The sequence below is a fragment of the Nereida ignava genome, assembly GCF_047114695.1.
Classification (GTDB): Bacteria; Pseudomonadota; Alphaproteobacteria; order Rhodobacterales; family Rhodobacteraceae; genus Nereida; species Nereida ignava.
The window spans coordinates 713,761-732,272 of the sequence record NZ_CP112885.1; the positions used below are offsets into that span (position 1 = coordinate 713,761).

At 55.9% G+C, this 18,512-nt stretch carries 16 protein-coding genes; 1 reads left to right on the forward strand and 15 read right to left on the reverse strand.

Annotation, left to right across the window (positions count from 1 at the left end; all coding sequences use genetic code 11):
* Positions 1-3: 3 nt before the first annotated feature.
* The 14 genes from OLX08_RS03450 to ftsW all read right to left on the reverse strand — a co-directional run bounded on the left by OLX08_RS03450 (position 4) and on the right by ftsW (position 15,697).
* Positions 4-1,704 (reverse strand): chloride channel protein, encoded by a 1,701-nt coding sequence (locus OLX08_RS03450; protein WP_391482524.1) that lies wholly within the window; start codon positions 1,702-1,704, stop codon positions 4-6.
* Positions 1,704-3,365 carry a DNA repair protein RecN gene (gene recN, locus OLX08_RS03455; RefSeq protein ID WP_391482526.1) on the reverse strand — a complete coding sequence of 554 codons (1,662 nt, stop codon included), beginning with the start codon at positions 3,363-3,365 and terminating at the stop codon, positions 1,704-1,706. The genes OLX08_RS03450 and recN overlap by 1 nt, the downstream gene beginning before the upstream one ends.
* A gap of 7 nt (positions 3,366-3,372) precedes the next feature.
* A complete protein-coding gene (locus tag OLX08_RS03460; RefSeq protein ID WP_082136603.1) occupies positions 3,373-4,269 on the reverse strand; it encodes an outer membrane protein assembly factor BamD in 897 nt (298 codons plus the stop codon).
* Positions 4,270-4,380: 111 nt separating this feature from the next.
* Positions 4,381-5,304, reverse strand: a complete 924-nt coding sequence (lpxC, locus tag OLX08_RS03465; RefSeq protein WP_391482528.1) for a UDP-3-O-acyl-N-acetylglucosamine deacetylase — start codon at positions 5,302-5,304, stop codon at positions 4,381-4,383.
* Positions 5,305-5,504: 200 nt separating this feature from the next.
* Complete coding sequence (ftsZ, locus tag OLX08_RS03470) at positions 5,505-7,070, reverse strand: cell division protein FtsZ (RefSeq protein ID WP_391482530.1); 1,566 nt, start codon at positions 7,068-7,070, stop codon at positions 5,505-5,507.
* Between the two features lie 226 nt (positions 7,071-7,296).
* Positions 7,297-8,628 (reverse strand): cell division protein FtsA, encoded by a 1,332-nt coding sequence (ftsA, locus tag OLX08_RS03475; protein ID WP_341247127.1) that lies wholly within the window; start codon positions 8,626-8,628, stop codon positions 7,297-7,299.
* Positions 8,625-9,554, reverse strand: coding sequence for a cell division protein FtsQ/DivIB (locus OLX08_RS03480; RefSeq protein ID WP_391482532.1), 930 nt, complete (start codon positions 9,552-9,554; stop codon positions 8,625-8,627). The genes ftsA and OLX08_RS03480 overlap by 4 nt, the downstream gene beginning before the upstream one ends.
* Positions 9,542-10,474 carry a D-alanine--D-alanine ligase gene (locus OLX08_RS03485; protein WP_391482534.1) on the reverse strand — a complete coding sequence of 311 codons (933 nt, stop codon included), beginning with the start codon at positions 10,472-10,474 and terminating at the stop codon, positions 9,542-9,544. Before OLX08_RS03485 ends, OLX08_RS03480 begins: the two co-directional genes overlap by 13 nt.
* Positions 10,475-10,581: 107 nt before the next feature.
* Positions 10,582-11,508, reverse strand: a complete 927-nt coding sequence (gene murB / locus OLX08_RS03490; protein WP_391482536.1) for a UDP-N-acetylmuramate dehydrogenase — start codon at positions 11,506-11,508, stop codon at positions 10,582-10,584.
* Complete coding sequence (locus tag OLX08_RS03495) at positions 11,505-11,750, reverse strand: DUF2484 family protein (RefSeq protein WP_391482537.1); 246 nt, start codon at positions 11,748-11,750, stop codon at positions 11,505-11,507. Before OLX08_RS03495 ends, murB begins: the two co-directional genes overlap by 4 nt.
* Positions 11,747-12,001 carry a DUF2484 family protein gene (locus tag OLX08_RS03500; RefSeq protein ID WP_391482538.1) on the reverse strand — a complete coding sequence of 85 codons (255 nt, stop codon included), beginning with the start codon at positions 11,999-12,001 and terminating at the stop codon, positions 11,747-11,749. Before OLX08_RS03500 ends, OLX08_RS03495 begins: the two co-directional genes overlap by 4 nt.
* Complete coding sequence (murC, locus tag OLX08_RS03505) at positions 11,998-13,398, reverse strand: UDP-N-acetylmuramate--L-alanine ligase (RefSeq protein WP_391482540.1); 1,401 nt, start codon at positions 13,396-13,398, stop codon at positions 11,998-12,000. Before murC ends, OLX08_RS03500 begins: the two co-directional genes overlap by 4 nt.
* Positions 13,399-13,417: 19 nt before the next feature.
* Positions 13,418-14,527, reverse strand: a complete 1,110-nt coding sequence (locus OLX08_RS03510; protein ID WP_391482543.1) for a UDP-N-acetylglucosamine--N-acetylmuramyl-(pentapeptide) pyrophosphoryl-undecaprenol N-acetylglucosamine transferase — start codon at positions 14,525-14,527, stop codon at positions 13,418-13,420.
* A gap of 3 nt (positions 14,528-14,530) precedes the next feature.
* Positions 14,531-15,697: a putative lipid II flippase FtsW gene (gene ftsW, locus OLX08_RS03515; RefSeq protein ID WP_334066152.1), complete on the reverse strand. Its 1,167-nt coding sequence runs from the start codon at positions 15,695-15,697 to the stop codon at positions 14,531-14,533.
* Positions 15,698-15,866: 169 nt separating this feature from the next.
* Between ftsW and OLX08_RS03520 the strand changes: the two genes are divergently transcribed.
* Positions 15,867-17,045 carry an NAD(P)/FAD-dependent oxidoreductase gene (locus OLX08_RS03520; RefSeq protein ID WP_391482545.1) on the forward strand — a complete coding sequence of 393 codons (1,179 nt, stop codon included), beginning with the start codon at positions 15,867-15,869 and terminating at the stop codon, positions 17,043-17,045.
* 11 nt (positions 17,046-17,056) lie between these two features.
* Here OLX08_RS03520 and murD read toward each other — a convergent pair whose 3' ends face one another.
* Positions 17,057-18,457 carry a UDP-N-acetylmuramoyl-L-alanine--D-glutamate ligase gene (murD, locus tag OLX08_RS03525; RefSeq protein WP_391482546.1) on the reverse strand — a complete coding sequence of 467 codons (1,401 nt, stop codon included), beginning with the start codon at positions 18,455-18,457 and terminating at the stop codon, positions 17,057-17,059.
* Between the last annotated feature and the right edge of the window lie 55 nt (positions 18,458-18,512).

Consider the following 18,512-nt stretch of genomic DNA (forward strand, 5'->3'; position numbering starts at 1 on the left):
GCTTTAGCTGTGCTCTTCGGCGGCAGTTTCGGCCAGCGCCTTGTTGTACGCACGTAGGGCATCCACTTGAAAAAGCGCGCCCCACAATTCAGGTGGCGCATCTTCACCACCCAATGTGACGACGGGAATAAAGCTGATATTTGAGGCCTCGAACAAAGGCATCGCCTGCTCAAGCGTTGCGTTCCCGTCCACATAGACCCCCTGTTCGATCAGCTCCCAGCAGTGTTCTGTGCTTGCAGCGTTCTCGTCGGACACGGGGCGCATGACGTTCGCCACGTTAAATAGTGCCAACAAATAGGCCTGTGGCCCTGCCGCAAGGTGGATGTTACGCCGTTCAAGCTGAGACAAAAAGAACGAATGATCCACCAACCGACTGGCCACAGCCGTAGAAAGTGACACTGCAACCATCACCGCCAGTCCAGTTTGCCAATCTCCGGTAAGCTCGAACACAATCAAAGTCGTTGAAATCGGTGCGCCTAAAACTGCAGCTGCGACAGCCCCCATGCCCGCCAAGGCATAAAGCGTCGTAGCACCCGATACATCGGGAAGCAGCGCGGTTGCCACATATCCAAATGTCAGCCCTGTCAGCGCACCCACCATCAAAGACGGCGAAAATACCCCGCCCCCCATCCGGCCAGCCATGGTGATCGCTACAGCAACTACTTTCAGCACTGCAAATACAAGCGCTTCGTGCCAGAGCAGGCTTCCTGTAAGCGCTGCCGAAGTAGTCTCGTAGCCCACGCCAATGATGTGCGGAAAGCCGATAGCCAAAACGCCCAAAGCGAGACCGGCGAACGCAGGGCGTAGATACCGCGGTATCGCAAACCGCGCCTGCCAGCGTGTCGTGACATCATCCGCCCAGAAAATTGTCCGCATCATGACAACGGCTACCAAGCCGCATGTCAGGCCCAGCATCAAAAAAGCAGGCAATTCTTGGTAAAATGACAGGGTGTTCGCTTGGCTTAGTGTGAATTCGGTCACGTCGCCAAACATCAATCGATTGATCACCGTACCCGCAGCCGAGGCGATCACGATCGGTGCAAACGCATGGACGGCGAAGTGCCGTAAGATCACCTCAAGCGCAAAAAGTGCACCTGCAATTGGGGCGTTAAAACTGGCCGATACAGCAGCGGCCACCGCACACCCCAACAGATCACGCCCCGTAATTCCGTCTGCTTTAATCCAATTGCTAACCCACGTCGAAAGAACCGCTGCCATGTGCACCACAGGTCCTTCGCGGCCTGTTGAGCCACCAGTTGAAAGCGTAATCAGCGACGCTGCCGCTGATGCCAATCCGGCACGCCGTTCAACGCGCCCCTCGTTCATCGCAGCGCCTTCTATAACGTCTGCAACACTGCGCACGCGTCCATCCTCGGTGAAGTTATGCAATATAAGTCCCACGATAAGCCCGCCAATCACGGGCGGCGTCACAAGCCAGATCCAATGCAGGTCTGCCGCAAACGAATGAATACGCTGAATATCAGGCGCGCCGTAGACCCAGCTTTGCAACGCAGTGATGCCTTTACGAAAGAAAACAGCGGCAAAACCCGCAGCAATACCGACCCCAAGTGCGATGAACCAAAACTGGATTTGACTGGGGCCGTTCGCGCGGATCAGGCGGATCACATCACGCAGCGTGTGCGCTGCCTGACGAAGTGACGCACGCAGGTTTTGCCACACCCCTGATGTACCGCCACCAAGCATCAGCCACCCAGCAAAGCGCGGGCCGCGCCACGCGCCTCGTCGGTAATTTTGTCGCCAGAAAGCATTCGTGCTAGCTCATCAACGCGGTCGCCCGCGTTTAATGGCACAACCGTCGATGTGGTAATGTCCCCGTCTGCTCCTGCAGTCACGCGCTTTTCTACACGCCAATGATGCGCGCCCAATGCCGCAACTTGGGGACTGTGTGTCACAACCAAAACTTGCCCCGCACTCGCGACTTCAGCCAATCGGCGACCAACAGCATCCGCTGTGGCACCCCCGACCCCACGATCAATCTCGTCGAAGATCATGGTCAGCCCTGTCGTAGACCGCGTCAAACATACTTTCAGCGCCAATAAGAAACGGCTCAATTCGCCACCAGACGCAATCTTGTTAAGCGGGCCTGAGGGCGCGCCCGGGTTGGTCGCCACGCGAAAAGCAACTTCGTCTTTGCCGGTCGGCCCAGAATCACAAGGCGTGACATCGGTGGTGAAAACCGCGCGCTCCATCTTCAAAGGCGCAAGCTCTGCCGACATTGCGGCATCAAGATTAGCAGCGGCCAGTTGGCGTTGCGCGGTCAATGCGTCAGCGGCACGATCATACGTCTTTTGCGCCGCAGCCAATGCTGCCTCAAGATCGGAAATCTTGTGCGCCCCACCATCCAGAGCCTGCAGTTTGATACGCAACTCATCTGCAAACGCGGCCAAATCATCAGGCAACACGTCGTGTTTGCGCGCAAGAGCACGGATCGCAAAAAGCCGCTCTTCGGTGTCTTCAAGCTCGGACGGATTAAACGCCAGACTATCAAGCACACGGTCTACGCCTGCTTGTGCATCGGCAAGTTCTGACATGGCTCGCGAAAGCGCTGCAACGGGCTCATCAAGGCCGCCTTCTGCGCCGCTCGCGGCATCATCAAGCCAACGCATCGCCGCATCCAGCTGCGCTTCTGCGCCGTCACGCCCCATGGCAGTGTGCGCACGGGCAATATCATCACGAATTTTCTCTGCGCCTTGCATCAAACGTCGGCGCGTATCGAGTGCGGCTTCTTCGCCGGGCTCAGGGGCAAGCGCATCCAGCTCCCCCACAGCGTGGCGCAAAAATTCTTCTTCGTCTTTAACGGCGACCAGCTCAGCCCGAGCCGCATCTAACGCACGGTTTGCAACCCGAACGTTTCGCCAATCGGCCGCCACATCAGACAGCGCAGCCTCAAGGCCTGCAAATTCATCAAGCAAAGCACGGTGGCCGCGCGCATTCAGCAAACCGCGATCATCATGTTGTCCGTGCAATTCAACCAAAGTCTCGGACACAGCGCGTAGCACCTCACCGCTGGCTCGGCGGTCGTTGATCCACGCGGTTTTGCGCCCATCGCGAGTATTCACCCGGCGCAGGATCAGCTCATCCTCAACGTCCCATCCCGCTTCACGCAAAACATCAAACGCCGCATGATCCGGTGACAGCTCAAACCACGCGGTCACTTCCCCTTGGTCAGCTCCTTGACGGACCAATTCCGCACGTCCACGCCAGCCCAATACAAAGCCAAGACTATCGAGAAGAATGGATTTACCCGCACCGGTTTCGCCCGTCAAAACGTTGAGCCCCGCGCTGAAGTTCAACTCCAGTCGGTCAATGATAAGCATGTCCCGTATGTCGAGCCCGCGCAGCATCTTCGTGCTACAGCCATTCGCCCTTGAGAACCTGACGGTAAATTTGGCGCAACCAGCTGTCTCCGCTGGCCTCTGCCTCAAGACCGTTACTCGTCAACAAATTGAAACTATCTTGATACCAGTCCGTTGACTGGAAATTATACCCAAGGATCGCACCGGCTGTTTTTGCTTCATCAGCCAAGCCAAGTGACACGTAGCTTTCGACCAAGCGGTGTAACGCTTCGGGTGTGTGTGAAGTTGTTTGGAAATCTTCAACAACCACGCGAAAGCGGTTAATGGCCGCCGTAAAGTGGCCTTTGCGCAAGTAATAACGGCCAATTTCCATCTCCTTGGCCGCAAGGTGATCAAAAGCCAGATCAAACTTCAAAATTGAAGAGCGGGCATATTCCGTATCAGGATAACGCTCGATCACAGTGCGCAATGCCTGCAACGCCTGAAACGTCAAACCTTGGTCGCGACCGATCTCATCAATCTGGTCGTAAAAGCTAAGCGCCAAGAGGTACTGCGCATATGCCGCATCCTCATCTGCAGGATAAAAGTCAATAAATCGCTGTGCCGCTGCGCGTGAACTTGGGTAATCACGGTCTTTGTGGAACGCGAATGCCTGCATGATCAGACCGCGCTTGGCCCACTCAGAATAAGGATAAAGCCGCTCGACCTCGCCAAAAAAGCGCGCAGCTTCTTCGGGGTTGCTCTCGGCAAGTTCAAATTCACCACGTTGGTAGATTTCTTCGGCGGTGTAGGATTCCAACGGGCGATCACGCCCTTCGTTTGACAGCGCCGCACAGCCAGCAATAGCGACAAGCCCAACTACCGCAACAGTTGCGCGTGCTGCACGGGCGTAGCGGCCCTGTATTTGGGGCGATTTTCGTTTTACTCGTGACTGCGTCGCGCGTTCCCGCATGGCCCGTCGATCCCTCTCTCGGTCCTTTAACAAAATGTGTAAAGACTGCTCAAAGATTTATCCAGAGGCTATCCGCAGTGACGCGCCCAGAACATAAACAAAAACGATTGATCAGCAGGCTTGCGGCAGATCCAACACCTCAACACCTGCGCCCGGAAGGCCAGATGCCATTTCAGGTGTGCATGTGACAACTTCAAAGGCGCTTGGGTCCGCAAAGAGCGCGCGCAACAGACGGTTCGTCATTGCGTGCCCTGCGCGAACGCCGGTGTACCGGCCCAAAATAGGGTGCCCTGCAAGCGACAAATCACCCAACGCATCGAGCATTTTGTGACGTACCGCTTCATCCGCGTGGCGAAACCCACCTGGCGAGAGGACTGCGTCACCATCAACAACAACCGCGTTGGTCAATGTGCCACCCAACGCCAAACCATTTGAGCGCATCGCGTCCACGTCTGATTGACGGCAGAACGTACGGCTGTCGGACAGCTCACGCACAAACGTGCCGTTGCGCAGATTGAGGTGCTTGCGCTGTCGACCAATCGCGCCGTCCGCAAAATCAATTGAGAAATCTATTTCAAGCGCATCTGAAGGGGAGAGTGATGCAGTCGCACCGTCTACTGTAACTTCAATGTCTTTCAGAATTCGGATCGCTTGCAGCGGCGCGCCCAAAGTCTGCACGCCCGCGTTCAGGAAAGATTGTGCAAAAGTGACCGAACTGCCGTCCAGAATGGGCACTTCGCCACCATCAATTTCGATCATCGCATTATGAATACCGCAGCCGGTCAATGCCGCCATAACGTGCTCAACCGTCGAAACCGTTACACCAGCATCATTGACCAACAACGTGCATAGCGGAGAAATTTCTACGCGGTCCCACGTGGCTGGGATCAAATTGTCTTTCGAGGACGCCACATCCGTGCGGCGAAACCAGATACCGTAATTCGCAGAGGCAGGCGCGACTGTCATACGCACAGCGCGGCCAGAGTGCAGGCCGGTGCCGGTAAATGTAACAGGGGTACGCAATGTTGTTTGCAAGATGTGCCTCAGACAGGTGATGCTTTTGTGCAACCTTGCTATGAAAAGCCCGCCAAAGTCACAATTAACAGTTTGTAACGTTTTGTAACAGTCGATCTGCGGCTCGGCGGAACCTCGCCATACTTTTCGTCAAGTCATTAATATCAAATAAAAAAGGCCGCCTCCAAAGGAAGCGGCCCGTTGAAGTTATTTAGCTAAACCTAGTTTGCTTGACGGCGCAAGAACGCAGGAATTTCGATGCGGTCTTGCTCGGCATTTGTGCTTTGCTCATCATCATATGCTTCTTGAACCGGAGGCTGCTGGCGCATCGCCGCCGGTGCAGAACGCTCAGACTGCTCTGCTCCACCAGTCATGCGACCAATTAGGCTGTTGATGCCAAAACGAGGACGCTCTGCTGCTTCGGGCGCTTGCGGCGCAGGGGCTGCAGTTGGAGCAGGCTGCGCTTCACGTGCCGGCGTGTTGGACACGGCTGCATTCAAACGCGCAAGCGCTTCCGCAGAGGGCTGCCCAGGTGCAGGCGCTTGCGGCGCGACATACTGCTCGGCCGCAGGCGCCTCAGGTGCTGGCTGGTACGCGGGAGGAGGTACGTCACCGCCAGCAGAAGAAGCGTCAAAGATGTTCTCTGCGGCATCAGCCTCGACAGGCTGCTCAGCGTCAAGCTCGTTAAACAGGCTCGGCTCTGCCGTGGCTTCACGCGCGGCTACTGGTGCGGGCTGAGCTGGCTCTGGTTGAGCGGCCTGTTGTGGCGCAGCAGGTGTAGCGCTGGCGCGGCGTGGGGCAGGCATATCGTGTACACTGGTGGCAGCGTCGATACCGGTTGCCACAACGCTGACCCGCATGATGCCATCGAGAGTTGTGTCCAAAGTTGAACCGACGATGATATTTGCATCCGCGTCCACTTTGTCACGGATAACATTTGCCGCTTCATCCAGTTCGAACAATGTAAGATCGTAACCGCCAGTGATGTTGATGAGCACGCCATTCGCGCCGTTGAGGCTGATCTCGTCGAGAAGTGGGTTCGCGATGGCTTTCTCTGCAGCCTGCTGCGCACGATCCTCGCCAGACGCCTCGCCTGTTCCCATCATCGCCTTGCCCATTTCGTCCATCACAGCGCGAACATCTGCAAAGTCGAGGTTGATCAGACCGGGGCGGACCATCAAATCAGTCACGCCTTTCACGCCTTGATAAAGGACATCGTCAGCCATCGAGAAAGCTTCGGTGAACGTAGTTTTTTCATTCGCCAAGCGGAACAGGTTTTGGTTCGGAATGATGATCAGCGTGTCGACCATCTTTTGCAGTGCCTCAATACCTTCTTCAGCCTGACGCATGCGTTTTGCACCCTCAAACTGGAACGGCTTTGTAACCACACCAACAGTCAAAACACCCAACTCACGCGCCGCTTGCGCGATGATTGGCGCCGCACCTGTACCGGTGCCACCACCCATCCCAGCGGTAATAAAGCACATGTGCGCACCCGCAAGGTGGTCAACGATTTGCTCAATGCTTTCTTCGGCAGCGGCAGCACCAACAGACGCGCGCGCCCCAGCACCAAGGCCTTCGGTTACTTTTACACCAAGCTGGATTTTCGATGGCGCGCCAGACTGCTGCAATGCCTGCGCGTCTGTATTGGCAATCACGAACTCAACACCCTCAAGGGCTTTTTCGATCATGTTATCAACAGCGTTACCGCCAGCACCCCCAACACCGAAAACAGTGATGCGGGGTTTGAGATCTTCTTGTCCGGGCATGGAGAGATTAAGTGCCATAGTGATATATCCGCCTGAGTTCGCCGCAGCCCCCAAATTTCTGGATGCGGCTCGTTTTCAACATTGTGCTCGCCCTGCTTTTCCAGGTGCGTACTGCCTTCATTGGAGAGTATGATACCGCGACAATTGGCGCGCGTCACCTGAAAAACGGTGATTTCAGCACAAAATAACGGCAAAAAACCGCTCAAACGCCCCTTATCTGGGGGTATAGCCATAGATTTCGGGGTTACCAGTTGTCTTTGAACCACCGGAAGGCGCGCTTTAGGCTGCGCGCAGGATACATTTCAGTTGGTACATCAAAGTCCCACCACTCGTCCTGAGGGTTCGCCGCAAAAAGCGCCAGCCCAACAGCAGACGAAAATGCAGGTCCCGTTACAGCCTGCGGAAGCCCTTGAACCCGCAACGGCCGCCCCATGCGGACGTGCTGTCCCAAAATGCGGCTGGCCAACCCGTCAAGGCCGGGGATTTGGCTCGCGCCACCAGTCAGCACAATCTTCTGGCTTGGCAAATGTTCAAAGCCCGCCGCATCAAGCCGTGCGCGCGCTTCTTCCAAAATTTCTTCTACGCGGGGACGCATGATACCAATCAACTCCGCGCGGCTTGCTTGACGGCTATCAAGCTCCCAATCACCCGTGTCACCGCCAAGTTGGATCATGTCACGGTCATCCATACCCGTGGCGTGAACGCCGCCGTAATATGTCTTAAGCCGTTCCGCTGTTGGTGTTGGCACACGCAGACCCATCGCGATATCGGATGTAACGTGATCGCCGCCCATACGCACCGCATCTGAGTAAATCATATGTTTCTTGATGAAGATCGAAATACTGGTCGAGCCGCCGCCCATGTCGATACATGCAGCGCCCAGCTCTTGCTCATCCTCGATCAAGGCAGAAAGACCACTGGAATATGCCGCCGAAGCAAGGCCAGCCAGCTCTAGGTCGCAGCGCTTCACGCATTGCACGATGTTTTGAATTACAGGTGCATCAACTGTCAGCAGATGCAGATCGGTCATCAATTCTTGCCCCGCCTGCCCGCGCGGATCCGCAAGGCCGGACCGGTAATCCAGCGCAAAGTTCACAGGCTGCGCGTGCAAAACCTCGCGGCCCGCACCGATGTCAGGCTCATCGCACATCGCCAGAACCCGGCCAATGTCCGCATCCGTCACAACGCCAGTCTCAAGTTCGACTTTACCATCAAGACCGTAGCTGCGTGGGTTCGCACCGCTAAAAGACACAATCACATGATCTACGCGGGTCTCGGCCATTTTTTGGCTAGCCTGCACAGCGGTACGAATGGCGCGCTCGGTCTCAGCCATTGTGGTGATTTCACCAAAACTCACCCCACGTGAACGGGTTGTTGCAACACCAATGACGCGGAAACTTGACTGTCCTGCCAATGACCCGATCCCCTCGGAGGACGGGCCTTCAGAGCCGTCAAAACGTAAAACAAAGCACGCTGTCTTTGATGTGCCGATGTCCAATACCGCAATGACACCTTTTTGAAGGGCCGCTTTGCGGGCGGTTCGCATGGCACGCTGCATGGCATAGGGCTGGCTCATCGTTGGCCTCCAAACTCAATTTCATTGATTTCACGGATATCGTCGCGGGCCGCTTCGCCCAGCCGTACAGTCGGGCGATATGACAATCGCATATCAACGGCCATGACATCACGGTTCAAAATATCTTGTGCACGGTCCAAAATCACCACACGCTCAAGGGCCGTTACAGGCGCATCCACGGGCAGCATTATGCGCTGCCCTGTTTGCAAAACAACATCCCAACGGCGCTCGCCCATGCGGACCAATCCCTGAACACGATCAGCAATTGGCGCCGCGGCAGCGATCACTTGCAGCGCTTCGGCTACGTGGTCTTGCGCCCCCATGCCTGCAATCAGTGGGAGATGCGGGTAAGCATTTCTGTCCTCAACTGCTGCCACACGGTGCCCTGCATCATCACGCAGTTCCATCCCCTCGTGATGACGCCAAACAACCGCTGGCACCCGCTCATACACATCTATTTGCAGCAAATTTCCTGTACGAACCGCAAGAGATGCGGTCTTCACGGCATCAAGGCTTTCAACTGTTTGGCGCATTGTCTCAAGGTCCAGATCAAAACTGGAGACAGGCAAATCAACAGGTAAAACTTCACGAATTGCGGTGGCTGTCGCATCAGACGCCCCATCGATTGCCATGACGTTGACCATGAACTCGGGTCGGGTTTCAAGTTGTGCACGGGCCTGCTGCCACGCAGCAACTGTTTTGGCGCGGTTATCTGACTGAGCAAAATAAATACCCGCAACAAGCGCCGCTACACACAACGGCAAACCAAGGCGCACAAAGTTGCGGTAACCGGGGCGCAGTCGCAGACGGTGATAACGATATGCCCACTTTGACGGCGCGGGGTCACGGCGCGGCGCTGACGCCTCGGGCTGTGCAGTATTGGACGTGCGGGCACGTAGAATTGAGCGCTTGCCTATCTGTTGCATGACGCGTCCCTCACCATCCATTCGCAAAACTCAGCGTATGACAGCCCTGCGTGTTGCGCCTGCTCGGGGCTAAGCGAAGTGGGCGTCATCCCCGGCTGCGTGTTGGTTTCAAGCAGGATAATACCGTCAATGCCACGCGTGTCGTCCCAGCGAAAATCAGTTCGCGAAACACCACGACAGCCCAATGCGGAATGGGCGCGTAACGCGTAATCCTGACACGCCTTGGAGATGTCATCCGGAATATCCGCAGGCACAACATGGCGCGACCCACCCGCTACATATTTTGCATCATAGTCATAAAAACCGTCGGTCAGAATATCAGTTACGGCAAAAACACGCCCCCCCATGACTGTGGCTGTTAACTCACGACCATCTGCATAAGCTTCGACCATCACCTCATCTGGCATGTCGTCGGACAGGTGCGGAGGGCCATTGGCGTCATCAGCAACCAGATAGACCCCAACGCTGGACCCTTCATTATTGGGTTTAACCACATACGGCACAGGCATCACGTGAGACGCCATCACATCTTCGCGCCGCGCAATCACGCTCGGTACAAAAGGCAGCGCGGCCGCGGCATAAATCTCTTTGGTGCGGGTTTTGTCCATCGCGATCGCAGATGCCATAACACCCGAATGCGTATAGGGGATATTAAGCCATTCAAGCAGGCCCTGAACACACCCGTCCTCGCCCCACCGTCCGTGCAGCGCATTGAACGCCACATCAGGAGCAAGCGCCAACAGCTGCGCGCCAAGATCTTTGCCAGCATCAATTGAGTGTACATCATGACCAAGACTACTGAGTGCCGCGCACACTTGCTCACCGGACGACAAAGAGACCTCACGCTCTGCGCTTGGCCCGCCCATCAGTACTGCAATTTTAAGGGGGTCACTGCCTGACTTACCCACCGCTTGCCTCATCTCCCCGCTCTCGTCAGAACGGATTGCGCGCGCATGGTTGCACGCTTCTTTTCATGTCCGAGGGCTGCTCTGCCCGCCATTCTTATCATTGCCCGCTTTTTGCGCGCTTATTTTGCGGCGGGTTCACCCACTCGCATAATTTCCCACTCTAGCGTCAGGCCACTGTTTTCGTAAACCTTTTTTCGCACCAGCTCGCCCAGTTTTTCCAGATCATCAGCGGTGGCATCCCCAGTGTTGATGAGAAAATTTGGATGTTTGGGAGACATCTGCGCACCGCCAAGTGTGAACCCGCGCAGGCCAGCATCTTCAATCACCTTCCACGCCTTGAGGTCGTGAACATCATCCGCCCGCCCAGTTGAGCTGAACCCCGCAGGGTTGCGAAAAGTGCTGCCCGCGCTTCTGTCTTTGGTCGGCTGGGTTTCATCGCGCTTGGCCAGCTGAACCGCCATTGTGTCGTGCAAAGTTTGCGGATTGCCCGCGGGCGCCTCAAACACCGCATGGGTCAATACCCAGCCTTCGGGCAACGTAGATGTTCGATAGCCAAAGGCTAAATCGTCAGGACCAAGCTCAACCCGCTCACCACTGCGCGTTACGGCTTCTGCCTTGATAAAGTGATCGGCGGTATACCGTCCATAACATCCCGCATTCATCCGAACAGCACCACCAATTGAACCTGGGATTGTACGCAAGAACGTCAAATCAAGACCGGCATCGGCTGCTTTACGCGCCACATGGGCATCAAGTGCTGCAACCCCTGCCCGCACAGTGGTGCCGCTAATTTCTATGTCATTAAAACCGCGCCCCATCCGAATGACAGCCGCGCGCAGCCCACCGTCACGAACAATCAAATTGCTACCGACACCCATTGGGAACACCGGCGTCTCAGCAGGTAGGGCCGCGAGAAACGAACAAAGATCGTCCACATCAGCAGGCTGGAAAAGCACGTCAGCGGGACCACCAACACGCAACCACGTCAGGTCCGCAAGGGCGCGCCCTTGGGTAAGTCGTCCGCGCACATCGGGCCAATCCGTCATCGTAGCGCCTTATCTTTGAGCCAATTCACACCGCGATACAGCGGCCAGCGCAGCACAGCAATACCAACACCAAGGCCCAGCACAGCCGCCCAAACGCCACCCGAATACGTTGCCATGCCGAGGGTCGGAATACCGACCGCTATCAAGAAATACGCCCGCCCCCAGTGATTGTCTTTGGACGGGACCGATTGAAGGATTTGAGCAAGAACCACCCAACCGCAGATCAAAACAGTCGCACTCATGAGCGTACAGGCTCGCCAATCATTTGACGCGCTACATACAAAAGTGGCACGCGAAACAGCGATACAAACGCCGCAAGACCAAGTGCGACGGCACCAAGGCCATGTTCAAATCCCACGAAAATAAGCAAAAATGGCACAACGATTGCCAACATAATTGCGGGCGCATACTGGACCCGCAACGGCAACAGCGCTGTGATACTAGCCAGTAAGGCCCAGACACAACATGACACGATGGATGCACTAACAATCATTGATCGGCTCCCATTTTTGCGGGCAAGCCATTGGCCCAAGCTGAAATGGTACCGGCACCAAGGCATACGACCATATCCCCTGCCACGGCTTGTTCGCGTACCAAGCGCAAAAGGTCATCCTCACCCACAACCGCACGGGCGTGGCGATGGCCATGCCGGATTAGCCCCGCCACCAGGTCATCACGGTTAGCCCCTTCGATGACATCTTCGCCCGCGGCAAAGACCTCGGAAATTGCCACAACATCTGCGTCATTAAAACAGCTGCAAAAGTCATCGAACAGGTCGTGCAAGCGTGAATAACGGTGCGGTTGGTGCACAGCGATTACGCGGCCTTCTGTTGCCTGCCGCGCTGCACGAAGGGCCGCAGCAATCTCAACCGGATGGTGTGCATAGTCATCAATAATCGTCACGCCACCTACTTCACCGATACGCGTAAAGCGTCGGTTCACACCGCGAAAATTCTCAAGCGCTGATTTGATCTCATCACGCTTCAAACCAAGATGGCGCGCCACAGCAACTGCGGCCAGCGCATTGGATACGTTGTGATCGCCGGGCATAGGCAACATACAGCCCTCAATCATCTGGTCCTCGCCTTGCAAAGCCACATCGAAATACGCCGCCCCATTGCGGTACATCAGGTTCACTGCACGCACGTCAGCCTGTGCGTTAAAACCATAGGTGACAACACGCCGGTCCGTGATCTTGCCCACCAGGGACTGCACCTCGGAATGATCCGTGCAACACACTGCCAAGCCGTAAAACGGAATATTTGAAACGAAGTCCAGAAAGCCTTTACGCAGGTTATCAAAACTGCCCCAATGCTCCATATGCTCGGGGTCAATATTGGTGACCACAGCAATCGTTGCAGGGAGCCTATTGAAGGTACCGTCGCTTTCGTCGGCCTCAACCACCATCCACTCCCCCTGCCCCACGCGTGCGTTAGAACCGTAGGCGTGAATTACGCCGCCGTTGATAACAGTCGGGTCGACACCGCCCGCATCCAACAACGCGCTGACCATGGTTGTCGTCGTGGTTTTGCCGTGGGTTCCCGCGACGGCCACGTTAGATTTCAAGCGCATCAATTCCGCCAGCATTTCGGCGCGGCGCACAATCGGCAGGCCCTTCGCCCGCGCAGCATCGTATTCAGCGTTACCGGGCTTGATCGCACTAGAGATCACCACAACATCCGCATCCTGAAGGTTTTCAGCAGCCTGCCCGACGAAAATTTTAGCCCCCAAACCGGCCAAACGATCCGTGATTTTGGATGCCTTCAAGTCCGAGCCTTGCACAGTATAGCCATGATCCAGAAGAACTTCGGCAATGCCGGACATGCCAATGCCGCCAATCCCCACAAAGTGAAGCGCGCCTAATTTCGTGGGAAGTTTCGTTGCTGCCATATCAGTGCCTACCGTCTTTTTATTTTTGTGTTTTGTGCTGGCTTTGCGCCAGTTCTAATGTGAGATCAGCCAAGGCTTGGGTCGCATCTGGCCGCCCCGCCCCAAGCGCCGCCTGCGCCATTGCAGTTGCTTTTTTCGAATCGCTAAGAATACCTGAGATCTGCGCTGCGACCGCCTCAACCGTAAAAGTATCTTCGGTCATCACCACAGCCCCGCCAGCTTCTGCAAGCCCACGCGCATTTACGGTTTGGTGATCATCTGTCGCGATGCCAAGTGGCACCAAAATCGATGGCCGACCAATCACTGAAATATCCGCTACACTACTTGCGCCTGCACGGCTGATGACCAACTGGGCTTCTGCAAACAGAGTGGGAATATCATCAAAGAACGGCTGCACGTGCGCAGTGATGCCGTGTTGTGCGTAAAATTCTGTAACACGGGATTCGTCTTCTCCGCGTGCTTGATGGATGACGCGCACATTCGCGCGGACACTTTCGGGCAGTCGCGCGATGGCCGCTGGCACCACATCAGACAAAATACGCGCGCCTTGGCTGCCGCCAATGACGACAATCGACATGGGATAATCTCCGGGCGGAATATACCCCGCTGCAGCGCGGGCCAGCACGGTTTCACGCACAGGGTTGCCCGTTGGAACCCCCTCAATGCCATCTGGAAGGCTCATTGGCCACGTGCCGCATGCAACGCGGCTTACACGGGACGCAAACAGTTTGTTCACGCGGCCCAACACACCGTTTTGCTCGTGCAGCATGCGAGGGCGACGCAGCAAAGTTGCCGCTGTCAAAGCGGGAATTGAGGGATAACCACCGAACCCGACCACCACATCAGGGCGGTCGCGCAGCATTGTCAAAGTTGCGCCCACACACCCTGCAATGATTTGAAACGGCGCCAACACTTTTGCCAAAATACCACCACGCGACAGAGTAGCGCTGCTAACCTGCTCTATTTTCACGCCAGCGGGAAAGCCACCGGCGTAGCGCGCACCGCGCGCGTCTGTGCTCAGAACAACACGCCAGCCTTGTGCAAGCATCGACTCTGCCAGTGCTTGCGCGGGAAACATATGCCCGCCCGTGCCGCCCGCCGCGATGATCAGGAGGGGTTTGCCCGCCATGACTTACACGCCCCGGCGGGACAGGATATCACCAATCTCACCTTGCGGGCGTTTGCGTGTGAACGCGAGCAACATCCCAACTGCAATACCACCAGCGATCAACGACGAGCCACCATAACTAACAAACGGAAGGGTCATACCTTTTGCCGGCAACAACCGCACCGCGACACCCATGTTAACCAAAGCCTGAATACCGAATGTGCACGCCAACCCCGTACCCGCCAGACGAATGAACGGATCCCGTTCACGGGTCAAACGGTGCAGCGAGCGCAGCACGATTGCGGTATAAAGAAGGATAATAATCAGCACTAAAAAGAGGCCATATTCTTCAGCCGCAACAGCAATAATGAAGTCCGTGTGGGCATCTGGCAGTGATTGCTTAACCTGCCCTTCGCCAACACCCACGCCAAAAAAACCACCCTCACGTATAGCATTGGTCGCGTAGCCAAGCTGGGTTGTGGGATCAACTTCGGACGACCAATAGCCATCAATGCGGCGCGCGAAGTGCTCGCTTGAGGAATAGGCAACAAAGCCACCCGCGATGACCAACCCCATCAGACCGATCAACAAAACCGCAGGCGCGCCAGCGACAAACCACATCACGCCCCAGCCGAACAGAACCAAGCACGCTTGGCCAAAATCAGGTTGTAGCGCCAACATCAAAACGATCATGACGCACAAGATAAATGACATGGATTTGCCGGGAGGGCCTTCAAGTTCCTGACTGGCCGCCATCATCCACGCCGCCATCACAACAAAACCGGGCTTCAAAAACTCGGACGGCTGCAAAGACGCAAACCCAAGCGAATACCACCGCACCGCACCTTTTCCAAAGTCCGTTCCAAAAACAGGCAAAGCCGCAAGCGCAACAAATGAAGCCATAAATCCAAGAACCGCCAAGCGGCGCACCATATCAGGCTGCATCATCGACACGACAAACATGGTGATCATCGCCATAAATCCGAAAATGATCTGACGCTCTACATAATGAAACGGAGCGAAGCCATTTTTGGCAGCAAGCGGAGGGGACGCCGCAAGTCCAAGCAGCAAACCGATCCCAAACAGGATCAGAATGCACGACATTGTCCACTTGTCGATCGTGCGCCACCAGCGTGGAAGCACAGCATCGCCGCTACGCACGGGAACCGTGCCATAGACCATTTCTGTCATGGTTTACCTACTCTAACCGCCTCAATCGCCCCGTTTTCGGGGTCTCTAGGGATACATTACTACGAAACCACATGTGATTCTACGGAAATTACGCATGAATTTGAGGTTTCTGAGTACGGCAAGCGGCACTCCGCTTGCCAACGCGCGTAACCTGGGCCACTCAACAGATATGCAAATTAATACACTCATCATTGGCGCTGGCGCCGCAGGCTTGATGTGCGCCGCCCACAGCGGCCCCAAAACTATGGTTGTGGATCACGCCAAAGCGGCTGGTGAAAAGATCCGCATTTCGGGCGGGGGTAAGTGCAACTTTACCAATATGTACGCAGAGCCACAGAATTTTCTGAGTGCAAATCCGCATTTCTGCAAGTCAGCCCTGTCACGCTACACCCAGTGGGATTTCATCGAGATGGTCACCGCAGCAGGCATTCCCTACCATGAGAAAACGCTGGGTCAGTTGTTTTGCGACACCTCCGCCAAGGACATCATCAAGCTGCTCAAAACCCAAGCGCGCGGTGCGGACATTCGCCTCAACACCTCTGTTGAGCATATCGCCAAGACCGAAAACGGTTTTGACGTAGCCTTAATGCACGAAGGCAAGCTTACATCCGTCTCAACCGCGAATTTGGTTGTGGCCACTGGCGGCAAATCAATTCCCAAAATGGGTGCTACAGACTTCGGCTACCGGATTGCGCGACAATTCGACATTGATGTGTTGCCGACCCGCGCAGGGCTGGTTCCCCTTACCTTCGGACAAGATATCATGGAGGCCCTAAAGCCCATGGCAGGCGTGTCACTCAATGCGCGGGTCAGCTGTAATGGTGCCGCTTTTGAAGAAGGGTTGCTGATCACCCATCGCGGTCTTTCTGGACCATCCATATTGCAAGCCAGTTCGTATTGGCACGAAAAAGACAGCTTGTTTCTGCATCTTGAGCCTGCGCTCGACATTGTGCAGGCGCTCAAAGACCAGCGTCAACAAGCCGGCCGCATGGCCGTTCACACAGCACTGGGCGCGCATCTGCCCTCAAAGCTTGCCAACTACATCATAGAAATTGCGGGGCTTAGCGGAAATTTAGCCGATCAATCCGACAATGATCTGGCCCAGCTTGAAGCAGTTCTGACCGAATTGGAAATGCGCCCAACAGGTAGCGAAGGATACAGAACCGCCGAAGTGACCCTTGGCGGCGTGAACACCGATGCTCTCAACTCAAAAACAATGGAAAGCCGCAGCGTACCAGGGCTTTATTTCATCGGTGAAGTTGTCGACGTTACCGGATGGCTTGGCGGATACAACTTTCAGTGGGCATGGTCATCTGGATGGGCCGCGGGCACAGCAATCGCGGGCTAAGGCATCGCCATCTAGTCCGCGGCCACACGCTTGACGCAATCCACAAAATCATCTCCGCGGGCCTCAAAGCTGTCGTATTGATCAAAACTTGCAGCCGCTGGCGCCAACAAGACAACATCACCTTCCTGCGCATCCGCTACGGCCTGAGAGACAGCCTCTTGCATTGATCCGCACACGGCAGCGTCGCAGCTAAGCTGGCGCGCAAAACTCTCTGCCTCGCGCCCAATGACGTAAGCTTTCTGAACATTGCCAAGATGCGGCAGAAGCGCGTTAAGACCGCCCTCTTTTTGCAAGCCCCCACAAATCCAGCGCACGTTTTGGAATGCCTGAAGCGCTTTGGCGGCACTATCCACGTTGGTCGCTTTGCTATCGTTCACAAAACGAATTCCACGGTGCTCTGCAACAGTCTGGGACCGGTGGGGCAAACCTGCGAAGGTATGAAGTGCGGCCTCAATTTGGCGCGGGCCGATACCCACCGCACGGCAGGCGGCATAAGCAGAGCAAGCATTTTGATGATTATGTGCACCGGGCAGACCCGCAATGCCACGCAAATCAATGCTGGCGACTTGGCGACCCTTGCGCCACTCCGCGAGAAAGCCCTTCTTGGCAAAAACACTCCAGCCATTTGACGTCAGCTTACGCTCAACCGAGACAGAAATCACCCGATCCTCACCCGCAGCTGTAGCCGTCTGGTTGGCCAAAAACTGCCCTTCAATTTCATCGATGCCGATGACAGCCCGTTCTGGACCACCTTCTGCAAAAAGCCGGCGCTTGGCGTTAAAGTACCCGCCCATTCCTGCATGACGATCAAGGTGATCGGCGCTTAGATTTGTCCAAACCGCAACATCAGGCGTCAAGGCGCGCGCAAGCTCGGTTTGGTAAGACGACAACTCAAGCACAATCACTTCGCCGTCATGCGCCGGTTCAATGTCCAACACCCCACGGCCAATGTTGCCAGCCAACTGCGAGGGCCGGCCGCTTGCCTGTAAAATGTGATGGATCAACGCAGATGTTGTGGATTTGCCGTTGCTACCTGTGACAGCGATCACCTGCGGCGTGCGGTCAAATGCGTTCCAATCGTTGGTAGCGTAACTGCGGAAAAACAGCCCGATGTCGTTATCCACGGGCACGCCAGCGGCCCACGCCAGCGCAATAACAGGGTGTGGTGCGGGATAAAGATGCGGAATTCCGGGGCTAACGATCAGGGCAGACACGTCCTCAAACGCGCCTTGCTTGGTCAGGTCGTGCAACAACAGCCCCTGCCCTTCGGCACGCAGACGTCCTTGCTCACTATCGTCCCAGCAAAGCGCCTCCGCCCCGCCTTCTTCCAACGCATGCGCCGCAGCCAATCCCGAGCGCCCAAGACCCAAGACCGCAACCCGCTTACCCTCAAAACCTTGCACAGGGATCATCGCCGCACCCTACTTTTTCTTTTGTTTATAAATATCCAAGCCCGACGGCTCACAG